Raw genomic sequence first — 23388 nt, 5'->3', positions numbered from 1 at the left:
AAAAAACGCGGCATTAACCGCGTTTTTTTAATTAAGCTTTTTAAATACTTATGTAGATTCGTATTACATTCTTGCTTCAATCATTAATCGTTTCATATCGCGTACGGCTTTATCGAGTCCATCTATCGCTGCACGAGCAATAATAGCGTGGCCAATATTTAGCTCATAAATCTCAGGCATCGCGGCAATGGGTTTAACGTTATGGTAATGAAGACCATGGCCAGCGTTAACAATCAAACCTAAGCTTGCTGCGTATTTAACACCTTCACGAATATGCTCTAACTCTTTGTGTAAATCAGTATCATTTGTTGCATCAGCATACGCGCCTGTGTGTATTTCTACATAAGGAGCACCACATTCTTTGGCTGCATCTAGTTGGGCTTTATCTGCATCAATAAATAGCGATACTTTAATACCCGCGTCGGTAAGCGTTTTTGTTGCGGCTTTAATTTTATCTATATTACCCGCTACATCTAAGCCGCCCTCGGTGGTTAACTCTTCGCGCTTTTCAGGTACTAAACACACGTACTCGGGTTTTACTTCAAGCGCTATTTTTATCATTTCATCGGTAACAGCGGTTTCAAGATTCATACGAGTTTGGATAGTTTTAGCCATCACATAAACGTCGCGATCTTGAATATGGCGTCTGTCTTCACGTAAGTGAATCGTAATACCGTCTGCGCCTGCATGCTCTGCTACACTGGCTGCATGGGCTGGATCTGGGTAACTTGTTCCACGCGCTTGACGAAGTGTTGCAATATGATCTACGTTTACACCCAAAAGAATATCTTTCATTTTCTTACCTGTAAAATTACGTTTATTGAGAGGCCATAAATAGCTCACGGCTTTTTAATGGTTTACTACCTAATAAGGGTTTTAATAAATAGCGACTTAATTGCTTTGCCATATATAGCACATCACTTTGGCTAAAGTCATGATTTGCTATGGCGTTGAGTTGTTTGCCACTAAATCCAGAACGCGTATCTTCTTGTATTAAAAAACCAAGTTCGGGGAAATAACTATACGTCTGCTTTTCATCTATTGGTTCACCACTGGCATCAAAACTAAAATCCACGCCATAACCGAGTAATTCCAATAATTGAAATTCGTACGAGCGAAGCACTTCTTGTAAATTGGCTCCGCTGTTTAGGTTTCCTAGGTGAGATTTATATAGCTCAAATACTTGTTCAATTGGCTCATTAACAGGAACGATGCGATTAGTTAGCTCATTCAAATAAAAACCACAATAAAGCTCATCACCTTTTAAAAAGTGCGGGTTACCATGCAGTTCAAACTTATTGATATATTTTAAATCGTACTTGCCACTGTAATTAACAAGGAGTGCCTGGAATGGCTGAAGTTGTGCTTTATGTTTAGTGGCCTGGCGACCACTAATTCGGGCCAGCATTCTTAACTGGCCAACGCCTTCTACAAGCATATCTAACATTACTTGGGAGTCACTATAAGGACGCCGATGTAATAAATACGCGGTGTAGAAGTCGCTATCCATTCACTAAGCTACTGCTTGGTTTAGTCTTCACTGTAACCTAAGCTTCTTAGTGCACGTTCATCATCAGCCCAACCCGACTTAACTTTAACCCAAAGCTCTAAAAATACTTTGTTATCAAGCATTTCTTCTATGTCTTTACGGGCTTCACGGCCAATGGTTTTTAGCTTTTCGCCTTTATTACCAATAACCATGCGTTTTTGTGTTTCGCGCTCAACAAGAATTAACCCATTGATGTGCCAAATACCGTTGTCTTGCCATTTAAACTGCTCAATTTCAACAGTCACAGAATACGGTAGTTCTTCACCCATAAAACGCATTAGCTTTTCACGGATAACTTCAGCTGCCATAAAGCGCATCGAACGGTCAGTTACATAATCTTCAGGAAAGTAAAATTCGCAAGGAGGTAAGCGTTTAGTTACTTCTGCTTTGATTAAATCAACGTTTTTACCTTGCGTTGCTGATACTGGCATAATTCCAACAAAATCAAACTTGTCACTTAACCACTTCATATGAGGCAATACAAGATCACGGTCTTTAACTTGGTCAATTTTATTAATAACTAATAATACAGGCTTACCACTTTGCGATACTTTATTAAGTACCATATCGTCATCTGCATTCCAATGAGTGCCTTCAACGACAAAAATAATAAGCTCTACATCGCCGATAGAACTAGACGCTGCTCGATTCATTAGACGGTTAATAGCACGCTTTTCTTCAACGTGTAGACCCGGTGTATCTATGTATACCGCTTGGTGTTTATCTACGGTATGAATACCCATAATACGATGACGTGTAGTTTGTGGTTTACGTGAGGTAATACTCACTTTTTGCTCAATGATTTCATTAAGCAAAGTCGATTTACCTACGTTTGGTCGACCGACAATCGCCACCATTCCACAAAATGTATCTACATCACGTTCATGAGGCTGTATTAAGGTATCAAGGTTCATTTTTAAGTATCTTCAATGCTTTTTCGGCAGCTTTTTGTTCGGCCTTACGGCGCGAGCTACCAACAGAAATTATGCTATCCATTCCATCAACAATACATTCAACCGTGAATGTTTGATTGTGTGCTTGGCCTTGTGTATCAACCACTGTGTAGCCCGGTAACGATAATTTACGGGCTTGTAAATACTCTTGCAGCAGGGTTTTAGGATCTTTCTGGTTAAGCCCTGGTGAAATAGCATCCAAACGTGATTGGTACCACGCCAATATAAGATCGCCACAACTGTCGATACCTGAATCTAAAAATGCAGCGCCTATAATAGCTTCTACTGCATCAGCAAGCGTTGACTCGCGACGAAAACCGCCACTTTTAAGCTCGCCCGGCCCTAAGCGTAAATAATCGCCTAGACCAAATTCAAGACCAAACTCAGCAAGTGTTTGACCACGCACAAGTGTTGAACGCATGCGACTTAAATCGCCTTCACGCGCTTTAGGGAATTTGGCATAAAGTGCATTGGCAATCACAAAGCTTAAAATCGAGTCGCCTAAAAATTCTAGTCGCTCATTATGTTGGCCTTTGTGGCTGCGGTGCGTCATTGCTTGTTCAAGTAAACCTTGATCAGCGAATTCATAGCCAATTTTTTTATATAATTCTGTTACATTTTTTTTCATCGTTACTGAATATTACCTAGGCGTTCAAAGCGAACACCAGTTGGAACCCATCCTGGTAAAATATCATCAGGGCCATTCTCAAATTCAAAACTCATCCATATAAAGACAGCTTTACCCACCAAGTTTTCTTTTGGTACAAAGCCCCAAAAGCGACCATCTTGGCTGTTGTCGCGGTTATCACCCATCATAAAATAATGATCAGCAGGAACAGTCCATTCATCAGAAGGCGTGCCCGGTTGCTGATAGTAACGCCCTTTTCTTTCAGGCGCTTGTGGGTTGATTAATATATCATGCGTAACTGTTGTTAAATTTTCATTCACACGAGCTAGAGGCATTGGGCCTTGTTTAAATTCGTTATCATTAATTAGTTTAAAATCAATTTTATTGAATTCATTACATAAAAGCTCACCCTGTTGGGTTTCGCCTTCTTTACAGTTTGGCTGAATATATAAACGTTTATCACGATAAACAATTTTATCGCCAGGTAAACCAATCGTACGTTTAATATAGTCAACACTTTCATCTAAAGGGTATTTAAAAACAACAATATCACCACGTTCAGGCTCACCGATATCAACTAACTGAGTGCGCCAAACTGGGTCTTTTATTCCATATGAATACTTTTGTACTAAAATAAAGTCACCCACTAACAGTGTAGGCATCATTGAACCAGATGGAATTTGAAACGGTTCAAAAATAAATGATCTAAAAATAGTAATTGCTGCAATCATCGGGAAAATCGACTTTGCTGTTTCTGTTAGTACTGGTTCTGGTGCAATTAATGCCGCAGTTTCTTCATCTAACGGAGCTCCAGCAGACGTTTGCGCTATCGCTAAGCGCTCCTGTCTTTTAGGTGCATACATTAAGTGATCTATTAACCATATTAAGCCTGAGCCTAAGGTTAATAGCACCAATAAAACTGAAAAATAACCAGCCATTTATAATCCTTTGTTTTTATTTACCAACTTTTAAAATAGCTAAAAACGCTTCTTGAGGCACTTCAACATTACCTACTTGCTTCATACGTTTTTTACCATCTTTTTGCTTTTTAAGTAGCTTTTTCTTACGACTCACATCGCCACCGTAACACTTAGCAATTACGTTTTTACGTAACTGTTTTACCGTAGTACGTGCAATAACGTGTTGTCCAATCGCTGCTTGAATCGCAATATCAAACATTTGACGAGGAATAAGCTCTTTTAATGCATCAGCTAACTGACGACCACGAGACTGAGCACCATCGCGGTGAACAATAATCGCAAGTGCGTCAACACGCTCACTATTGATTAAAATATCAACACGCACCATATCTGATGTTTGAAAGTGTTTAAAGTTATAATCAAGCGATGCAAAACCACGGCTTGTTGATTTTAATTTATCAAAAAAGTCCATTACCACTTCAGCCATAGGTAGCTCGTACGTAACAGCTACTTGCTTTCCGTGATAGGTCATTTTTGTTTGGCTACCGCGTTTTTCAATACACAAAGTAATAACATTACCTAAGTATTCTTGTGGTACCAAAATATTAGCTTCAACAATCGGCTCACGAATTTCTAAAATATCGTTTACTGCAGGTAAATCAGACGGGTTATCAATCTGGAATGTACCTTCTTTAGTAACTATCTCATAGATTACCGTAGGTGCCGTTGTAATTAAATCAATATCGTATTCACGCTCTAAACGCTCTTGAATGATTTCCATGTGTAGCATACCTAAAAAGCCACAGCGGAAACCAAAACCTAATGCAGTTGAATTCTCTGGTTCAAAGAATAACGACGCATCGTTTAAGCTTAATTTATTAAGCGCATCACGAAATGATTCATACTCATCAGATGCAATTGGGAACATACCTGCATAAACCTGAGGCTTAATTTTTTGAAAACCAGGTAAACGAAGTGGAGCCGCATTTTTTTGATGAGTTATAGTATCGCCTACTGGCGCACCATGTATCTCTTTGATGCCAGCAATAACAAACCCTACTTCACCTGTTCTTAAAATACCGGTGTTAGTTTGCTTAGGTGTAAACACACCCACTTGGTCGGCAGTATGTATATGCTCATTCGACATTATTTTTATTTTGTCGCCAGTGCGTAATTCACCGTGCTTAATACGCACTAATGATACAACGCCTTGGTATGGGTCAAACCAAGAATCGATAATAAGTGCTTGTAGAGGTCCATCTGTATCGCCTACTGGCGGCGGAACATCTCTAACAATCATTTCAAGAACTTCGGCAATACCTACACCCGTTTTAGCGCTACATTGCACTGCATCAAGGGCATCAATACCAATAATTTCTTCAATTTCTTCTGCAACGCGCAAAGGATCCGCTTGCGGTAAATCGATTTTGTTAAGTACTGGAATTACTTCTAATTCCATTTCAATAGCGGTGTAACAGTTAGCTAATGTTTGTGCTTCAACGCCTTGGCCTGCATCGACAACGAGTAGTGCACCTTCACATGCAGCTAAAGAACGCGATACTTCATATGTAAAATCAACGTGTCCTGGAGTATCAATGAAATTAAGTTGATAAGTTTCGCCATCGTTCGCTTTGTAATTCAACGTTACACTTTGCGCTTTAATGGTAATACCACGTTCGCGCTCAATATCCATTGAATCCAAAACTTGTTTTTGCATTTCACGGTCGGTTAAACCGCCACAAACTTGGATCAAACGATCTGAAAGGGTCGATTTACCATGGTCAATATGGGCGATGATCGAAAAATTACGGATATGCTTCATAAACTGGATTCTATACTTCTATTTTAATGGACTAAATATGAATACCTAAGTGACTTGAAAATACTTGCTGTAGGATGCCATAAGCTCAGTTTGTAAATTACAAACATCACGAATGCTTTTTAATATTGATTAAAACCATTTTATTTATTGAATAACAATAAGTTAAATTTATTTAACTTATTGTTATTCAGCTAGATAAAATAATTTAAAAAACCACTATTCCCTGTATTTCCAAGTTACTTTGGTATAAAACGGCAATTTTACATTTAATTGGCGTCAATCACCATCTATTTGAGTTAAAGGGATACTAATTGGGTGAATTTTTATAACTTTTATATCGTGCTTTAGCGATTTCACGCGAGTTTTAGCTATAAAGAAACCAGTAACACCACCTAAAGCTGCAGCTAAAATTTGCCAACCTTCGGAAGACATAAATAATTGCGCTGCAATCAGTGCAAAAACCAGACTTAAAAGCAGTGGTAGCATGTATACCGCAAATGCATGCTTAACGACGTGACTATCATCAAGTGACAAGGTTACCTTTTGTCCTACTTCAACAGAGGATTCAAATTTATAAGGGAAGGTTTTTTTTGCAGTGCCAAACAGCTTACCAAACACTTGTGAGCCGCAACGACCATTGCAGCCTTCACAAGCTTGTTTTTGTTGTGCTTCTAAATGAGCAATGTGGCCATCGAGGGCCACAACAGTGAGGGTTTGTTCAATCATAACAATCCTTACGAATCGTTTATAATGAGCGGGTAACTGACTCAGCAATCGCTTTTGCGGTCATACTCGGTACATTACCAACAACCGATACATCAAAATTACCGCCATTATGCACATATACTGTCGTTGCACCAGAGGTTAGTGCACCACTTAAACGCTTACCCGGTAATGGACGCTGAATAAATACCGAAATTTCAACAAAACCATCAGAGAACAAGTAATAGTCTGTTAATTCGTTATTTAAATCGAGCTTATGTCTGTCTGATTTTAGTAATTCAAAGCCATCCGGTAACCAACTAATTTGCCAGTTAGTCGCTGTACTGTCTTCGTTTATAAGTGCATCGTTTGGTAAAGGCGTTGGAAAGTTTCGATTGAGGACTTCAAGTAACATACCTGCTGGCTGCTCTGTCACACTAATGTGAGTAAGCTGTAACTGCTCTAAGGCCTCACCTTCATGGTTAACGTACGCGGCTTTTAGTAACAACGACGACTCCATATCCAGCCAAATCCAATAATTATATTTATACTCGTCTTTAGATTCTATGCGAACTAGTTGTGCAGCACGCCCAGCAATACGACCTTTCCCGCCTAGTACAAAATCATAGTGCGCGCTTAAGCGATCTATATCTTTAAAAAGTACTTCAGGGATTGGACCCGCTATTGAATCTGTTTTTAGGGAGTATGGTTCTGACTGAGGTTCAAAATAAGTAACTTGGTTGTCAATACGGACCATTTCAAGCCCAGCACCGTTAAGTAAACTTAAATGCTCAAGTTCTGTGTCACCTTGTAAAGCATGCACCCATCGGTAGGGTTCCATTGTTTTACCTTTGACAACCACAAACGAAGCGTCAAAATTACGGGTGTGAACGGCATTAGCCATTTTTAGTAATAAATCTTTGGCAGGATTTGTGTCGTTGGCAAATGCATTAAAGCTTACTACCAACGACAGAACAAAAGTGATTACTTTCATTTAATTAGTTTTTTTCCTCAGACGCTTTGGTATTAGTTTGCGCTGTTTCTAAAGAATTCGCAACTCGTGCTTGGCGTTGATGCTCAAGAACTAATGCACCAATACGTTGTTGCTGTAATTCACGTAAACCTTGCTCTGCATTTTCAAGCGCAGGCTCAGATGAGTAACTTACTGGCGACGCCATACCTGTCAGCGGTGTGGTTTGTAGTAATGGAATTTCGCTTTGTTGCTCGTTGTTACTTTGAGGAAGCGTATTAACTCCCACAATAGCAAACATTGCCACACTGGCTGCAATTGCTAGTTGAGCAACTGGCTTGCGCCAATTAAAAGCCACTACTTTATTATCTTGTACCGTCTCAGTGATTGCTTGAGGCTGTGTTTTTGACTGACTAAAGTCAGCATAAACAGGCTCGCTTTCAAGTGCTAATGCAACGCGATCGCTAATATCAATATGTATGTCGTTATTATTTTTTTGAGCACGCATCGCATCACCAATTAACGCATAACGGCCAAACGTAGTTACATCTTGCTCTGCAATTTTTGCATCAGTCAGATGTTGCTCGCCATCAAGTAATGCCGATAACGCTTCGTTATCTAACTTGTTAAGGTGTGCTTTTGTCATACTAAGACTCGCCTATTAATGGGTTTAATTTGTTATCTATTGCTTCACGGGCACGAAATATACGCGAACGCACAGTCCCGACCGGGCAATCCATTACCACTGCTATTTCTTCATAGCTCATCCCTTCGATTTCTCTAAGGGTGATTGCGGTTTTAAGATCTTCAGGCAAACTATCAATCGTATTAAAAATAACAGCGCGTACTTCTTCGCTTAAAAGTAGGTTTTCAGGAGATGCATTAGATCGCATTGAATCTGCACAATCATAAAACTCGGCATCTTCAGCGTCTATATCATTTGCTGGCGGCTTACGCCCCTGGGCTACTAAGTAATTTTTAGCACAATTAACGGCAATACGGTATAACCACGTGTAAAAGGCGCTGTCACCTCTAAAGTTTGGAAGTGCACGGTAAGCTTTAATAAAAGCCTCTTGTGCTACATCAGCAATATCGCCTTGGTTTGATACATAACGTGAGATCAAACCTGCAATTTTGTTTTGATACTTCTTTACTAATAGGTTGAAGGCGTTTTTATCTCCTTGCTGGACCCTTTTTACTAGCACTAAATCTAATTCCTGCTCGCTCATTCGAGCCGGTACTCCTATGTCTGATTTTTGCTTGTTATTCATATTGTCGTCATTGTTCACAAATACTCTGACCTCTTTATGAATAAAAAGTTCTGCTTAATATTATTTTTTTATAAAATAGATGATAAATAACGGCGCTAAGCCTTTAAAATCACTACGTAGTAGTATGACAAATATGGTACAACTACAGATATTAAAAACAAATATTGCTCTATACGAGCATTGTAACCGCAAAGTACCTCTGACATGAACCAAAATAAACATCACATTGCAGATGTCGCTATTATAGGTAGCGGCGCAGCAGGCTTATCACTTGCATTATCTCTAGCTAATTATTGTAACGTTACCGTGATCAGTAAAGGAGCGCTTACAGAAGGTTCTACTTTATATGCTCAAGGTGGTATAGCAGCTGTATTTGATAAACAAAACGACAGCATAGAATCTCATGTTGAAGATACACTCGATGCGGGCGGCGGTTTATGCGACAGAGACGCTGTTCATTATACTGCCAGCAATGCTCACGATTGCCTACAGTGGTTAATCGACCAAGGTGTTCCCTTTGATATGGAGTTTGATAGCAAAGGAAAAGAGCGTTTTCATTTAACACGTGAAGGCGGTCACAGCCATCGTCGTATTTTGCATGCAGCCGATGCTACTGGCAAAGCTGTGCAAACCACGCTTATTAGCCAAGTTAAAATTCATAAGAATATAACGCTCTTAGAGCAATACAATGCTATTGATTTAATTACAGATAAAAGCGCCGGAAAAACAGGCTCACACATTGAAGGTATGTATGTGTGGAACAAAAAAGCTAAAAAGGTAGAAACCATTTCAGCTAAATTTGTTGCTCTTGCCACTGGTGGCGCAAGCAAAGTGTATTTGTATACATCTAATCCAGATGTATCAAGTGGTGATGGCATTGCAATGGCATGGCGCGCAGGCTGTAAAGTTGCCAATATGGAATTTAATCAATTTCATCCAACGAGCCTTTATCATCCAGAGCTACAAAACTTTTTAATTACAGAAGCTATGCGCGGTGAAGGGGCTTATTTAAAACGACCTGATGGCACTCGTTTTATGAAAGATTTTGACAGTCGTGAAGAACTTGCTCCACGCGATATAGTGGCACGCGCAATCGATTTTGAAATGAAGCGTTTAGGTGCTAATTGTGTTTATTTAGATATTAGCCACAAAGATAAAGACTTTATTATTGAGCACTTTCCTACTATTTACGCAAAATGCCTAAGTGTAGGGCTTGATATAACAAAAGAAGCAATCCCAGTTGTACCTGCTGCGCATTACACTTGTGGTGGCGTAATGACCGACTTTAACGGTAAAACAGATCTCGATAACTTGTATGCTGTTGGCGAAGTCGCTTACACAGGCCTACATGGTGCAAACCGTATGGCAAGTAATTCATTATTAGAATGTATTGTATTTGCCCACGCTGCAGCTAAAGATATTTTAAGTAAAATTGAACATGCACCAGAGCCAATGGCTCTACCTCATTGGGATGAAAGCCGTGTTAGTAACTCTGATGAAGAAATTGTTATTACCCATAACTGGCATGAACTACGTTTATTTATGTGGGATTATGTAGGTATTGTACGCTCTACTAAACGCTTAGAACGTGCACTGCATAGGGTTGAGTTGCTGCAGCAAGAAATACACGATTATTATGCAAACTTTAGAGTAAGTAATAACTTGCTTGAGCTTCGTAACTTAGTACAAGTGTCAGAACTCATTATTAGAAGTGCAATGGAGCGAAAAGAAAGCAGAGGCCTACATTATACTATTGATTACCCTGAACAAAATGAAAATCCAACACCGACTATTTTGACTCCAAAACGCAATTAATCGCGCTTAAAGTAGCACGTTTTAGACGCGCATAGCTTTGTTCATTAACACCGTTGGCTGAAATTATAAGCCAATGGTTGTTACTAAAACCTTTAATATGTAGCCATATATTATTGCCATAAAAACGGCTTTTTTTACTAATTTCACCCTGAATTTTTAAACCTTCACCCTCAAACCTAAATAGCTTGGGTTCTAGAATTATAACGCCATGGTTTGGATGAATTGCCAACACTTTTTGCCACACTAAAAAGCCAGCTAATATATTAATTATCAAACAAAAAAGCATAGCTAGTAGCGAATCTAAAAATAAACATAATATTAAACTGAGCATGCAAAAAAAGACCACAATAGGTTTGTGGTCAGCGTTATTATTAGTAACTGTAAACCTATACACGAACTCGGTCTAAGATCAGCGAAACCATACCGTTTAACTGCTCATCTTTACATTCTTGATGACCCATAAACCATGCAAATAAGTCAGGGTCTTCTTCTGTTAGCAAACGCTGAAAAATAGCCTGTTGCTCTGCGCTTAAAGAGTCGTATGCTTCTTCAACAAACGGCATAAACAAAACATCAAGCTCTAACATGCCACGACGGCAAGCCCAACGAATACGTGCTTTACTATGAATTTCAACCATTTTAAACCTCATACTTAATTGACTCGAGTTTAACAAACACAAGCCTATTTAGCAGCTATTAATCTCTCATTAAAGAATAAACCCGCACCAATAAGCGCTTGTCTGTACCATACGTAACAACTGCGTTATTATGTCACTTCATTTATATTGCAAAGAAGGTTTTTATGTCGAGCGTTTATGCATGTCCGTTATCTCATCAACTTATTAGCCTCTGCGGTGCTGATAAATTATCTTATTTACACGGGCAAATCTCTCAAGATCTAAATAAATTAACCAGCAGTAATTATTTGTGGGCTGGCCATTGCAGCGCTAAAGGTAAACTTTGGGGCGTATTTAAATTATTTTCTTATCAAGACAGCTACTACCTTACAGGCAGCGAAAACGAAGTAGAAAAATCGTTAGCTGAGCTAAAAAAGTATGCCGTATTTGCAAAAGTTGACATTAGTGCATGTTCAAAGCGATTAATTGGTCTCATTGGTGATGATTTATCGGGTGTACTCGCACAACTTGATATTAACTTTGAAGGTGATGCGAGCGCGTGTGACTTTGAAAGCGGTAAAGCACTAAAATTAGCTGATAACCGTGTTTTATTGATGGTCGATAGCCAGTTTAGTATGCCTGATGACGTATCTACACTTGATAACGAAGCTCCTTGGCAACAAGCATCTATGCTTGCAGGTGAACCTCAGTTAAGTGCAGATGCAATTGGCGAGTATGTTCCTCAAATGGTAAACCTACATGCTATTGGCGGTATAAGCTTTAAAAAAGGGTGTTATACCGGTCAAGAAACTGTGGCTCGCATGAAGTACCTAGGTAAAAATAAGCGTGCAATGTATATAGTTTCAGGTCAAAGCGAAGGGATACTTTCAGAGCCCGATTTAGAAACCCAATTAGGCGAAAATTGGCGCCGTGCGGGTAAACTTATTGCACAAAGCTTTAATGAACAAACAAATAAATTAACAGGCCTCGTTGTGTTGCCAAACGATACTGATGTAACTCAGGTACTTCGTGCAAAACACACACCTCAGGTGGAGCTAAGCATTCTGCCTCTACCCTACTCTCTTGAAGATGAATAAATAGGAATGACTATGATCGTTGCGGCAAACAAAGTGGTAAAAATGCATTATTCGGTAATGGATAATGATGGCAATAGCATTGATAACTCGTTCGGTGGTGAGCCACTACACTTTATCATTGGCACAGGCTACTTAATTTCAGGCCTAGAAAATGCTTTGCAAGGCAAACAACCAGGCGACACACTTAGCGTAAAAGTTGAACCTGATGAAGGTTATGGCGAACGCCACGATAACCTAATGCAAGCTGTACCTAAGTCGATGTTTGAAGGTATGGAAATTGAAGTCGGCATGCAATTTCGTGCATCAACAGATGATGGTGACCAATCAGTAATGATCATCGATATCCAAGATGAAGAAGTTATTGTAGATGGTAATAACCCACTTGCAGGCATAACACTTAACTTTGATGTAGAGATACTAGAAGTACGTGATGCAACCGAAGAAGAACTCACTCATGGTCATGTACATGGTGAAGGTGGGTGTGGTCACGACCACTAATACACTGTTAAACCAAGAAAAAAGCGCCTAGGGCGCTTTTTTTATATCATATTGTTGCGCTTAACCGTTTCAGTTTTTGCCTTACTAGGCAGCGCGATTGATACATTCTTTTCTTTTAGAGCGGCTAGTAAACCTTTTTGATCGTTTGTGCCAACTCGATACAAAGTGCCATCTTTAAGCGTTAGCTGTATTGCACTAAAGCCAGATACTGTATACACCCAACCATCGTGAGTAATTCGCATACCAATACCGTGTCTGTAAGAGTTTTGAACTGCCTTAGCTTCTACTACTTCGCCAAGCTCAATGCTTTGCCCTGCAACGCCTGGGCCAAACGCCCAGCTAATTTTTTTATCATCTACTTTTACTGTTAGACCATGGAACAAAAAGCCCACCAGCACTAAAATCCCAGCAAATATCATTAAAGGTCCATCAGCGCCTAATAAGTTCCATGCAAGCGCTACAAAACCGCCTATCCACGCTAATACAAAAAAGATAAACACCGCATACTGTTTATGCTGATACATAATATTCTCTAAATTAAATAAATACTTAAAAGCTGTACACCAATGTAGCACTCAGCTCTGAGTCGAACTTGAGTTTATCATCTTCGGGTTTTGAATTATAACGATACATGTAGGTAAATTTGAGTGATACCGCACCAATCACTTGGCTTATTAGTGCGGTTTCCGATTTTAAGCGAGAATTAAGACCTGAGAGCGACTGCTCTATACTCACATCTTGATTAAAACGAGTACGCTTAGAAACCAAACGTTCCCACTGCATTGCAACACGTACTAAATAACCAGTTTTATTAATTTCATCTTCGCTCACATCCGAATCTTCATCGGCTACTGAACGGTATAAACCAGGTCCTATATCAATATCTACTTTGTTTTTAGAGCCTTGGTATACACGTGCACCATAGCCTGTCGCCACCGTACTTTTAAAATCAAGTCCACTAAACTCATCTTCTTCGTAATCACCGTAAATAAAAAATGAGGAGTTTTTAACACCGACTTTATAGTTACCTTGCGCAGATACAAAAACACGATTAGCTGTAACATCAGTGCCACCGCTTTCATCGTTCTCATCACGCTTATAAAGAGAGTCTATTTTAAATTGGTTACGCCACTTTTCAAAGTCTTGGTATAAATTACCTTTGAGCTTAAAACTGGTCGAATTGGTGTTACCTTTACTTAGAATAAAGCCAAATTCAGTATCACCGTAGAACATGTCACCTTTGTGTAACTCATGAATTTCTTCATCAGAGAGCTTGCCATATTCATGAAAATCTTCAAATGGATCAACGGCCCAACTTGGGCTGCTAATTATTAAAAAAATTAAAAATAAATACTTACGCACAATACTCTCTCTGCACACAATTATAAAAATAAGCAGTATTGCTTATTCAGTTTCTTTCCATAAAATATGACAAAACGGAGCATCTTTATCACGACTAATCAAAATTTTAGCAAACAAAACATCATCATTTTCAAATTCTAAACCAACCAACACCTGAATAAAGTGCTCTGGCTCTATTTCAAGGGCTACAAAGTCTTGCCACTGGTCATCTGGCTCGTCTTCTTCAATAAAGCCTAGGTCTTCTCTAAACTCATTAAAGTCTTCAACATCTTTTTCACTCAAGTTATTTGGCGCTAACTCTAAAAAAATATCATAAGCTTGGTGAGTAGCTTCTTCTACCGTATATAAACGTGGACCCGACATATGTGCTTAACCTTAAGCTTTTAAGTTGCGCTATATTATCAAATCTCATCATCATTTTGATAAAAAAAAGCGTAAAACACTGACTTTTTTGTAACCGAGTCATGCTTTATTCAGCATACAACTAAAACGACAAATAAAAACTCACCTAACCCATTGAATATAAAGATTACTTTTATTATTTTAGTTAAAATAACAACGTAAAATATTTTTATTATCTTAGGTTCGAATTGTTTAGCTTTTTCTCATCTAAAACCAATTTATTAAGACTACGGCTTTAGCAATAAATTCCATTTATTTAAAAAATACCGTCACTTTACTTAATTCCTATAACAACATAAGCTCAAGCAACAGGTCAGAGGAGTGTGTAATGATAAAACTAGAAAAACAAAATGGCATTGCAACCGTCACGCTTAGCAGAGCAAAAAAACAAAATGCATTAAGTTTTGAAATGTTTGTAGAGCTAAACAAAGCCATTAAAAATATAAAAAGAGATCGTAGTATTCGTGCTGTGGTAATAAAAGGCGATGGCGAGCATTTTTGTGCAGGCCTTGATATATCTGCAGTAATGGCTACACCAATGAACATAGTGAAATTATTGCTTAAATGGTTACCTGGCAATCAAAATTTAGCGCAAAAAGTAGTATTAGGCTGGCAGTCACTTAGTGTGCCCGTTATTGCACAAATTGATGGCAACTGTTTAGGGGGTGGTTTGCAAATAGCTTTGGGGACAGATTACAGAGTTGTTCATATTGATGCCAAACTTGCCATTATGGAAGCGCGTTGGGGATTGTGCCCCGATATGGGCGCAAATGTAATGATGAGCGGTTTAGTTAAGCGCGACCAAGCACTTTGGCTTGCAAGCCACGCAAACCCAATCACTGCACAACAAGCAAATGAGCTAGGTTTGGTTACTAAACTTACCGATGATACTCAACAAGCCACGCAAAACATGCTCGATACATTACTTGAGCGTTCACCAGATACGCTTGCTGCTATTAAACGTGTTACACAACTTAGCTATAAACCAAACCAACGAAAAATACTCGCTAAAGAAACCTTAAGCCAAATTCGCTTATTGCTAAACCCAAACACTAAAAAAGCAATTGCTAAAGCAAAAGGAAAAGCGGATATAACCTACGCAAATACAAAGCACTGGTAGACTATTGCACAATGCATAAAAGAGTTTGATTTGTTAAAGTTAAGCTCTTATCTTTTCTGTGAGCCACTTTGATGAAATATCTGCTCAGTAGCGCTATTATTTTACTATGTTTAGCCTGCGCTAAACTCATTATGCACTTTATTGGTGGAAGCTTTCCTGCACCGTTACTCGCTATGGTTATTTTATTAGTTTTACTCTTATCGGGTATTGTAAAAGAGCAACATATAAAACCATGCGCCTCCCCTATTTTAAATATTATGCCTATCTTTTTCATTCCTGCGGGTGTGGGATTTATTGAACATCTCGGCCTTATAAAATCGCACTGGGCATTTTTAGCCTCAGTTGTGGTGCTAGTCCCTATAACTACCTTGTTGCTTGTTAGCAGTGTAATTGCGTACTTTAAGGGAAGAGAAAATAATGACTGATTTTACTTTTTCCGCTATTTCAGAGCTACAGCCTAATTTATGGTGGCTAAGTATTCCTTTTATTATTGTATTGTTTTTAGCACTAAGGGCCGTAAACCAAAGTATAAAAAACAGCGTATTTAAATCGCTCACTAACCCCGTATTTTTAAGTATTAGTATTATCGCTTTATTACTAATTAACCTAAATTTGCCTTATACGCAATTTGCCTCGCACAGCAAATTACTAAGCTGGTTATTAGAGCCCGCGATTGTAGCTTTAGCACTTCCTTTATATCAGCAGTTTACACACGTACGAAAAAATCTATTACTCATAGTCGCAACATGTAGCTTAGGTATTGTTAACGCAACCGTTGTGGCATTTTTGCTAAGCATATTATTTAATGCGCCTGCGCAGCTAAGTGCATCTGTTGCCGCACTCAGTGTCACAACCCCAATATCTTTAATTGTTACTGACTCATTAGGGGGGATTAGCTCTCTTGCTGCGGCTTTAGTTATTTTTATTGGTTTACTAGGCGCTTTATTTGGCTTTATGCTTTTTAAACTCATTAATATTTTTAATCACGAATCTCAAGGTGTTGCAATGGGCACAGCTTGTCATGCAATTGGGACTGCTGCTGCTATTGCTGAACATCCAAAAGTAGGCGCTTACTCCTCAGTTGCAATGGCGCTAAGTGCTTTATTAACAGCAATTATAGTGCCGCTGTTATATCCATTTTTAGTCAACATTTTGCTATAGTTGGAAAAATACAACATAGCCCTAACATAGAGCGCTTTATGATCAGTTCTGAAATCGAACAGTTTGAAAAATATTACACCATGCTTACTGAGTATATGGTTACCTACAGTATGCAAATTGTTGGCGCTATTTTTATCGTCCTCATTGGTTTGTGGATAGCACAAAAGCTTGCCAAATTTGTAGCCGCGTTAATGACCCGTCATAACGTTGACATTACGCTTACTAACTTTGTCAGTAGCGTGGTAAAAGTACTGCTAATTGTAATGGTTATAATTATTGCACTTGGCAAAATAGGTATCAGCGTTACGCCATTTGTAGCAGCCATTGGTGCTGCATCTTTAGGTGCTGGTTTAGCGCTGCAAGGAATGCTTTCTAACTATGGTGCGGGCCTTGCCATTATAGCCACTCGACCTTTTGTTGTTGGTGATACTATTGAAGTTAAAAATGTAAGCGGCCAAGTTAAAACAATTGAGCTTGGCTACACTATTTTAATCAATGAAGAAAAAGTAGAAATCACCATTCCAAATAAGCATATAGTAGGTGAAATACTTCATAACTCATTTAGTTACTCATTGGTCAAAGGTGAAATAGATATAGCCTATAGTGCTTGCTCTGATAATGCGATTAGCCTTATTGAAGACGTACTTAAAGCACACGAATTAGTCGCACAAAATCCGTTATCACAAGTGGGTATTGAACGCTTTGCCGATAGCGGTGTTACAATAAGCTACCGATATTGGGTACCTACTACTAAAATTATCGAAACCAAGCTGGCTATTAATGGCGGTGTTTATAAAGCAATTAATAACGCTGATATTGAAATCCCATTCCCTCAACGCGTCATTACTATAAATAAAAGCGATATATAGTCATAAAATCCAGTGGGTAATTCAATATTGAATTACCCACATCAATAAACTTCTTTTACTGCGTAAAAACTCCTTATCTGTTTGTTATTTTATCTGTAATATAAAGACTTGGTTAAAAAAGTCGGCTAATCACTCGCTTTAATTACATAATAACAATAATGAGCCATTATGAATCGCAGCCCTTTTTATTTAGGTGATTGGCAAGTCAATCCCCAGTCAAATACTCTTCAGCGTGCAGAAAAAAATAAACAGTTAGAACCAAAAGCCATGGATGTGTTAGTTCATCTTTGCTTCCAAAAAGGCGAAATTGTTACTACTGACGAGCTATTAGATCAATGCTGGAAAAATGTTGAGGTCGGCGATAACCCGCTGCATAAAACAATTACCCAGTTACGAAAAGCCCTCGGTGATAAAGCAAGTGAACCCACCTACATAGAAACTATTCGCAAACGTGGTTACCGCGTTATTGCAAAACTTGAGTTTCCTCTGGCTGAAGATATAAAAAAAAGTGAAAACACATGGCAAGGTGGCTCTCCTTTTTTAGGATTAAGCGCCTACAACCCAAGCGATACACACCTATTTTTTGGCCGCAATCAATCTATAGAAACGTTACTCAATAGAATATCGAGCCAAGTTAAATTTGGTCGTGCTTTTTGCTTAATACTTGGCCCTAGCGGTACGGGTAAATCTTCGCTTGTTAATGCTGGGATTTTACCAAAACTGCTAGATGAGCGAGGCTATAACGGCATTGGGGTTATTTCTTATAGCCAACTCGACTTTGCAGATGTTCATAAAAATAGACTTTTTTTAGATTTAGCTTCTGCATTACTTGATTGGGATATAAACGCCCAGCCTGTGTTTGAAGGATTAAGCGCGCAAACACTGGCAGAGCAACTAGAATTGACAATCGATGGCGTAATCAACGCCATACAAATTGCACTTAGCAAAGCCTCTACACAACTTAAAACACCACAGTTATTTTTATTTATTGACCGCTTAGAAGTACTGCTTTCTTCTCCTATATTTAGTAGCGAAACGCGCAGCCATTTTTTATCGGTTATTGAGCGCTTAGCAACCTCTAAAACTGTGATTGTATTTAGTGCGTGTCGTAACGACTTTTACCCTTTAGTCGTTGAACAACCAAGTCTAATGGCAGGCAAAGCTCATGGCGCCCACTACGATTTAACACCGCCAAACCGCCAAGAGCTCCAACAAATTATTCGCCTGCCAGCGCTAACCGCTAATTTAACGTTCTCCAATGACCCACAAACCCAAACACCACTGGATGAAATATTGTGCGCCGATACAGCCAATAACCCCGATGCACTGCCCATGCTACAATACACATTGCAAGAGCTGTACTTACAGCGCAGTGATAATAACGAGCTACTGCACAGTGTTTACACAAAACTCGGTGGTATTGAGGGCGCCATAGGCAAAAAAGCAGAAGATATATTTATTGACCTTAGTAACGAGCAACAACAGCAACTAAAAAGCGTGTTATCACAGCTGATCACTTTAAATCCAGATGGTAAAACCATTACGAGCCGCGCTGCCCGCTGGCAAACATTAACGAACACAAGCCAAAAAGAGCTTGTGCAAGCCATGGTCGATAGCCGTTTATTTGTATCGCATTTACAAAACCAAGAAGCCTGCTTTAGCCTTGCTCACGAGGCATTATTACGTCAATGGCCGCGCGCAAAACAATGGATTAATGACCATAAAGATGCCTTAGCAATAAAAAGTCGTTTACAACACCAAGCGCAAAATTGGATAGATGAAGGTAAAAGTAGTGCTTACCTCCTAGCGCCAGGTAAACCGCTACAAGAAGCGCAGCTATTACTAAACGACAAACTGTTTAAATTAGATGATAACGAGCACACTCTTATCAAAAGCTCTATTAAAAAAACAAAAACAAAAATAAGAGTAAAACGAGTGACCGTTGCTTTATTGTGCTTACTTACATTTACCGCGTTATTAATGAGCTTTACTAGTTTTAAGGCCCAACAACATGCGCAAAAGAAACAGCTTGAGGCCGAAAGCTTACTAGGGTTTATGGTGGGTGACTTTGCCGATAAATTACGTAGCGTTGAACGTATGGACTTACTTGATGGTATTAGTAATAAAGCACTTGAGTATTTTACTGAGCAAACTGACGATTCAAGTTCTCTCTTTAGCTTTAGCGATAATAAAGCACAATTTAACAACCGTTTTCAGTACGCACAAACCCTCGAAGCAATGGGTGAAGTAGCTTATTCCCGAGGTAAAACCGATGAAGCCTTTACCGCCTTTGAAAACGCCCGCACCCGCCTTGAGGCATTATTAAAAATACAGCCTAACAACTTAGAGCTACTCACGCTTGCAGGTGCCAATGCCTTTTGGCTTGGTCAATTAGCTTATGATCAAAATGATCATCAAGCTACTGAGCAAATGTTTAAAAAATACCACGCTTACAGTAAAAAAATGTATGCGCTGGCAGCCAATGATTTTAACTCCATTATGGAATTGTCGTATTCATCTAATTCTTTAGGTTCTTTATACATAGAAAAGTCTGACTACAGCGCTGCAAAAAAGAACTTTACAGAGTCGCTTTTACTTAAAAATAAAGCACTTGAACTAAAACCGAATAACAAAAATTTACTTCGAGATAAATCAGATACGATTAGTTGGCTTGCAAAAACAGAAGAGAAGCTAAGTAACTTTAATGAAGCAGTTAATATATTGGAAGGTGCAGTTGAGGTAATCACAAAATTGACTGCTAACTACCCTAGTGATGCAAGCCTTTTTTACACGTCAGCAAACATATATATGCAACAAAGTTATTTACTGAGCTATTTGAGTGATAAACGGATGGCTCATAAAAAAGCCAGCTTGGCTAATCAAGTTATCAATGAAGCTTTAGTACAAGATCCAAAAAACAATAAATTTCAGCTTATGTATTATCGCTCTTTAGCACATTCACTAATGCTATCTACTGATGAAAGTACTGACTCAACAATTGAAAAAATAATTAATTTTTTAAAATCTCAAAATTTTAAAAATACCAGCACTATCAATACACAAATTACACTGATTCAATATTTTATAAATAGACAATCACCACTCAAAGCACAGGAGTTATTAACTGAGCTTGAGAATAATGAAAACTACACACATCAATTAGCCAACCTAACTAGAACTGGTGATTACTTAGTACATACAAGAATAAACTTAATCAAAGCGAACTTAGCTACAACTAATAAACAGCGAGAGCAATTTTGCTTAAGTGCTATCAAAACTATTTCTGAAGCAGCAAAAACAAGTCAGAGCGTAAAAATAACATACCCACTAGTACAAGCTTATACCTGTTTAAACAGAGAAGACGAGATATCAGAAATAAAAACAAGCCTAGTTAAATTAGGCATTACGAACTTCCAACTATAATTACTCATAAAGGAAATGATATGAATAACACCCTAGAAAATGTCGACTTTCAAGTAAATATTAAACTTAACAACGGTGAAGCTATTTTTAGTTATACAAAAAATGGCGAACCCGCTACTGGCGGTGGTGTTGTAAGAACCGAAACCGCTGGCAACTACAATTTAGACGACGCCACAATTCAAAATGGTTTCGTATTTACTGGCGCTACTATCACCGATATCGACACACAAAAACCATGCGCCCAAGACTTCAGCTATAAAGTAAGTGATAACGGCCACACAATTATCATTACCGACACAGACGAAAATAATGGATCTGTATGCTTAATCTTTAACGTTGAGTGTAATGGCAAAAAATATGAAAGCGCCGATCCTCAAGTTAAGAATGAAAAAGAACTCTAATTAGCAACGCTTCTTTTTAAATTGCACTGGCCTATTAATTGCGGTGCAATTTTTTAAAAACGCCCCTAAATAAACATTAAATAACAATAACTTAAATCAGAAGGTTACCGAAAGGTTTAAAACCCATAAATTAAATAAACTCCTAGACATAAAGTTTCATTAACAATAAAAATGAGCAACACCATGTCTAACAATAATGAAAATAGCAGAGCAAACAACACCGACAACGCTGTATCTGCATTAATCAGCAGCATTTCTAATACCGTTAACAATGAAAAAATAAGCGCAATTATTAATGTCACTAATGTCATGGCCGATGCTATTTTTATTGTTAATGCAGATGGAGTGTTTGAATCAGTAAATCCCGTTGCAGCTCGTTTTTTTAATGTTACGTCTGACTCATTAATAGGTAAAAAATGGCAAGATTGTTTACAAGAACAGTATCGCGATGACTATCAATACATGTTTGAAAGTTGGAAAAACAACTATCAAACACCACTCAATCATGGCCCAAAAGAAGTTAAAATAATAAAAAACAATGGTAACTGTTTAGATATAGAGCTCTCAATTTCTTGTATACCCGCATCAACCACAAACAATACTCCTCTATTTATTTGTATTATGCATGATATTTCTAGGCATGTTAAAAAGTATAAAGTACTCGAAAACATAGCCAAAATAGATCACCTTACAGGCGTCGCTAATCGCTGCACTTTAGAGAAGGCGATTATTAAAAATTGGCAAGAATGCATAGTAGACAAACAGCCTTTGAGTTTTATCTTGATCGATATTGATTTTTTTAAACTGTTTAATGATAATTTTGGTCATGTAAAGGGTGATAAATGTTTGCAAAAAGTAGCTCAAACAATTGAAGACTGCCTCCCCTCAAAAGATAGTTTAGTAGCACGCTATGGTGGTGAGGAGTTTGCTGTTGTATTACCCCGCTCACATGTCTCAAATGCAGAAATGATCGCAAAACGTATTCAAGAAAAAATACTCAACATTAATTTTAGAGATATTGGTTTGCCAGCGAATGTAAAGATAAGTGTAAGCCAGGGTTTAGCGTGTGAATACGATAATCAGTACAGAACATCTGAGGCATTAATATGCGCGGCTGATACGGCTTTATATAGAGCGAAGTCGGAAGGTCGTAATAAATTATGTATAAGGTGATGTACTAACTATTTGGTATAGCCTTTATCTACTAAAATAAAAAACCGCAATTGCGGTTTTTTATTACTTAAGAAAAGCTTAAACGTCGATTAGCAGCCCTTCGTCTTTTTTAATCTTTTCGATCACCATATAAGTATGATGAGTGCCCACGCCGGGAATATCGACTAAGTCGCCAAGAACTTGTCTATATTCTTCCATATTAGACACGCGGATTTTTAATAAATAATCATAACCGCCTGCCACCATGTCGCATTCAACGACTTGTTGTATTCTTAGTATATGCTCTCTAAATACCTTAAATACTGCTGTATTTGAAGCAACAAGCGACACTTGAACATGTGCTACTAAGCTTTGATTAAGCTTTGCTTCGCTAAGCTTAGCGTAGTAGCCTTCGATATAGCCTTCTTGCTCTAATCGTTTTACACGATCAAGACACGGGCTTGCACTCAAATTAACCTGTTTTGCGAGGTTAACATTTGAAATTCTGCCGTTCTTTTGTAGAACGTCTAGTATGGCTAAATCAATACGATCTAGCATGCGTAATCTATTTGGAATTGTCATAACAGAATTTTATGCGGATAAGTTAAATTTATGCCCTGTAAATTATCGTAAAACGCGAAATTTAACCAGCATAT

The 23388-nt window shown here is 38.4% G+C and carries 26 protein-coding genes; 10 read left to right on the top strand and 16 right to left on the bottom strand.

The annotated features are described in order from the left end of the window. Nucleotides 1-63: 63 nt before the first annotated feature. The 10 genes from pdxJ to rpoE all read right to left on the bottom strand — a co-directional run bounded on the left by pdxJ (nt 64) and on the right by rpoE (nt 8773). Nucleotides 64-795, bottom strand: coding sequence for a pyridoxine 5'-phosphate synthase (pdxJ, locus tag I6F44_RS02460; RefSeq protein ID WP_024592969.1), 732 nt, complete (start codon nt 793-795; stop codon nt 64-66). A 22-nt stretch (nt 796-817) separates the two neighbouring features. Then, nucleotides 818-1510: a DNA repair protein RecO gene (gene recO, locus I6F44_RS02455; protein ID WP_024592970.1), complete on the bottom strand. Its 693-nt coding sequence runs from the start codon at nt 1508-1510 to the stop codon at nt 818-820. Between the two features lie 20 nt (nt 1511-1530). After that, complete coding sequence (era, locus tag I6F44_RS02450) at nt 1531-2463, bottom strand: GTPase Era (RefSeq protein ID WP_007581730.1); 933 nt, start codon at nt 2461-2463, stop codon at nt 1531-1533. Then, nucleotides 2453-3130: a ribonuclease III gene (gene rnc, locus I6F44_RS02445; protein WP_007581728.1), complete on the bottom strand. Its 678-nt coding sequence runs from the start codon at nt 3128-3130 to the stop codon at nt 2453-2455. The genes era and rnc overlap by 11 nt, the downstream gene beginning before the upstream one ends. Before the next feature lie 2 nt (nt 3131-3132). Next, nucleotides 3133-4068 (bottom strand): signal peptidase I, encoded by a 936-nt coding sequence (lepB, locus tag I6F44_RS02440; RefSeq protein ID WP_007581726.1) that lies wholly within the window; start codon nt 4066-4068, stop codon nt 3133-3135. Between the two features lie 16 nt (nt 4069-4084). Next, nucleotides 4085-5872 (bottom strand): translation elongation factor 4, encoded by a 1788-nt coding sequence (gene lepA / locus I6F44_RS02435; protein WP_007581724.1) that lies wholly within the window; start codon nt 5870-5872, stop codon nt 4085-4087. Nucleotides 5873-6148: 276 nt separating this feature from the next. Then, the gene (locus tag I6F44_RS02430; protein ID WP_024609022.1) at nt 6149-6598 is read right to left on the bottom strand and encodes a SoxR reducing system RseC family protein; all 450 of its coding nucleotides are present in this window, start codon (nt 6596-6598) and stop codon (nt 6149-6151) included. Nucleotides 6599-6617: 19 nt separating this feature from the next. After that, nucleotides 6618-7568 (bottom strand): MucB/RseB C-terminal domain-containing protein, encoded by a 951-nt coding sequence (locus tag I6F44_RS02425; RefSeq protein ID WP_121954201.1) that lies wholly within the window; start codon nt 7566-7568, stop codon nt 6618-6620. 4 nt (nt 7569-7572) lie between these two features. After that, nucleotides 7573-8190 carry a sigma-E factor negative regulatory protein gene (locus I6F44_RS02420; protein ID WP_007581717.1) on the bottom strand — a complete coding sequence of 206 codons (618 nt, stop codon included), beginning with the start codon at nt 8188-8190 and terminating at the stop codon, nt 7573-7575. A 1-nt stretch (nt 8191) separates the two neighbouring features. Continuing rightward, on the bottom strand, nt 8192-8773 hold the full coding sequence (rpoE, locus tag I6F44_RS02415) for an RNA polymerase sigma factor RpoE (protein WP_002958721.1): 582 nt from the start codon (nt 8771-8773) through the stop codon (nt 8192-8194). Nucleotides 8774-9019: 246 nt separating this feature from the next. Between rpoE and nadB the strand changes: the two genes are divergently transcribed. Next, on the top strand, nt 9020-10630 hold the full coding sequence (nadB, locus tag I6F44_RS02410; protein ID WP_007581714.1) for an L-aspartate oxidase: 1611 nt from the start codon (nt 9020-9022) through the stop codon (nt 10628-10630). Here the strand turns inward: nadB and I6F44_RS19585 are convergent. Further along, nucleotides 10605-10961 carry a hypothetical protein gene (locus I6F44_RS19585; protein WP_007581712.1) on the bottom strand — a complete coding sequence of 119 codons (357 nt, stop codon included), beginning with the start codon at nt 10959-10961 and terminating at the stop codon, nt 10605-10607. The two genes, nadB and I6F44_RS19585, sit on opposite strands and share 26 nt — an antisense overlap. A 55-nt stretch (nt 10962-11016) precedes the next feature. Next, entirely contained in the window at nt 11017-11268 is a 252-nt protein-coding gene (locus I6F44_RS02405; protein ID WP_007581709.1) for an FAD assembly factor SdhE, read from the bottom strand. A 164-nt stretch (nt 11269-11432) separates the two neighbouring features. Here I6F44_RS02405 and ygfZ point away from each other — a divergent pair, with 164 nt between their 5' ends. Together ygfZ and I6F44_RS02395 are read left to right on the top strand one after the other, a co-directional pair. After that, nucleotides 11433-12344 carry a CAF17-like 4Fe-4S cluster assembly/insertion protein YgfZ gene (ygfZ, locus tag I6F44_RS02400; RefSeq protein ID WP_024592974.1) on the top strand — a complete coding sequence of 304 codons (912 nt, stop codon included), beginning with the start codon at nt 11433-11435 and terminating at the stop codon, nt 12342-12344. Between the two features lie 12 nt (nt 12345-12356). Then, entirely contained in the window at nt 12357-12842 is a 486-nt protein-coding gene (locus tag I6F44_RS02395; protein ID WP_007581704.1) for an FKBP-type peptidyl-prolyl cis-trans isomerase, read from the top strand. Nucleotides 12843-12883: 41 nt separating this feature from the next. Here I6F44_RS02395 and I6F44_RS02390 read toward each other — a convergent pair whose 3' ends face one another. From I6F44_RS02390 to I6F44_RS02380, 3 genes are read right to left on the bottom strand one after another with little or no spacing between them, the layout of a single operon-like run. Beyond that, a complete protein-coding gene (locus I6F44_RS02390; protein ID WP_008168001.1) occupies nt 12884-13366 on the bottom strand; it encodes a hypothetical protein in 483 nt (160 codons plus the stop codon). A gap of 25 nt (nt 13367-13391) precedes the next feature. After that, nucleotides 13392-14204: a DUF481 domain-containing protein gene (locus I6F44_RS02385; RefSeq protein WP_007581700.1), complete on the bottom strand. Its 813-nt coding sequence runs from the start codon at nt 14202-14204 to the stop codon at nt 13392-13394. 42 nt (nt 14205-14246) lie between these two features. After that, on the bottom strand, nt 14247-14567 hold the full coding sequence (locus I6F44_RS02380) for an HI1450 family dsDNA-mimic protein (RefSeq protein ID WP_007581697.1): 321 nt from the start codon (nt 14565-14567) through the stop codon (nt 14247-14249). A gap of 367 nt (nt 14568-14934) precedes the next feature. On the opposite strand from I6F44_RS02380, the gene I6F44_RS02375 reads away from it, so the two are divergent. The 7 genes from I6F44_RS02375 (at nt 14935) to I6F44_RS02345 (ending at nt 22753) form a co-directional block, all read left to right on the top strand. Next, nucleotides 14935-15726, top strand: coding sequence for a crotonase/enoyl-CoA hydratase family protein (locus tag I6F44_RS02375; protein ID WP_121954203.1), 792 nt, complete (start codon nt 14935-14937; stop codon nt 15724-15726). A 71-nt stretch (nt 15727-15797) separates the two neighbouring features. Then, entirely contained in the window at nt 15798-16151 is a 354-nt protein-coding gene (locus I6F44_RS02370) for a CidA/LrgA family protein (RefSeq protein ID WP_002958731.1), read from the top strand. Then, nucleotides 16144-16887, top strand: a complete 744-nt coding sequence (locus tag I6F44_RS02365) for an LrgB family protein (protein ID WP_024592978.1) — start codon at nt 16144-16146, stop codon at nt 16885-16887. Before I6F44_RS02370 ends, I6F44_RS02365 begins: the two co-directional genes overlap by 8 nt. A gap of 38 nt (nt 16888-16925) precedes the next feature. Next, nucleotides 16926-17756, top strand: a complete 831-nt coding sequence (locus I6F44_RS02360) for a mechanosensitive ion channel family protein (RefSeq protein WP_008167991.1) — start codon at nt 16926-16928, stop codon at nt 17754-17756. A gap of 168 nt (nt 17757-17924) precedes the next feature. Next, nucleotides 17925-21179: an nSTAND1 domain-containing NTPase gene (locus I6F44_RS02355; RefSeq protein ID WP_121954204.1), complete on the top strand. Its 3255-nt coding sequence runs from the start codon at nt 17925-17927 to the stop codon at nt 21177-21179. 20 nt (nt 21180-21199) lie between these two features. Beyond that, the gene (locus I6F44_RS02350) at nt 21200-21580 is read left to right on the top strand and encodes a DP-EP family protein (protein WP_121954205.1); all 381 of its coding nucleotides are present in this window, start codon (nt 21200-21202) and stop codon (nt 21578-21580) included. Between the two features lie 183 nt (nt 21581-21763). Continuing rightward, nucleotides 21764-22753 (top strand): sensor domain-containing diguanylate cyclase, encoded by a 990-nt coding sequence (locus I6F44_RS02345; RefSeq protein WP_121954206.1) that lies wholly within the window; start codon nt 21764-21766, stop codon nt 22751-22753. Nucleotides 22754-22831: 78 nt separating this feature from the next. Here I6F44_RS02345 and I6F44_RS02340 read toward each other — a convergent pair whose 3' ends face one another. Then, nucleotides 22832-23314 carry a winged helix-turn-helix transcriptional regulator gene (locus tag I6F44_RS02340; protein ID WP_024598591.1) on the bottom strand — a complete coding sequence of 161 codons (483 nt, stop codon included), beginning with the start codon at nt 23312-23314 and terminating at the stop codon, nt 22832-22834. Nucleotides 23315-23388 lie beyond the last annotated feature (74 nt).

The sequence above is a fragment of the Pseudoalteromonas sp. NZS11_1 genome, from assembly GCF_015864275.1.
Classification (GTDB): domain Bacteria; phylum Pseudomonadota; class Gammaproteobacteria; order Enterobacterales; family Alteromonadaceae; genus Pseudoalteromonas; species Pseudoalteromonas arctica.
The sequence above is the reverse complement of the archived record's forward strand: the minus strand, read 5'-3'. Positions and strand labels throughout refer to the sequence as shown.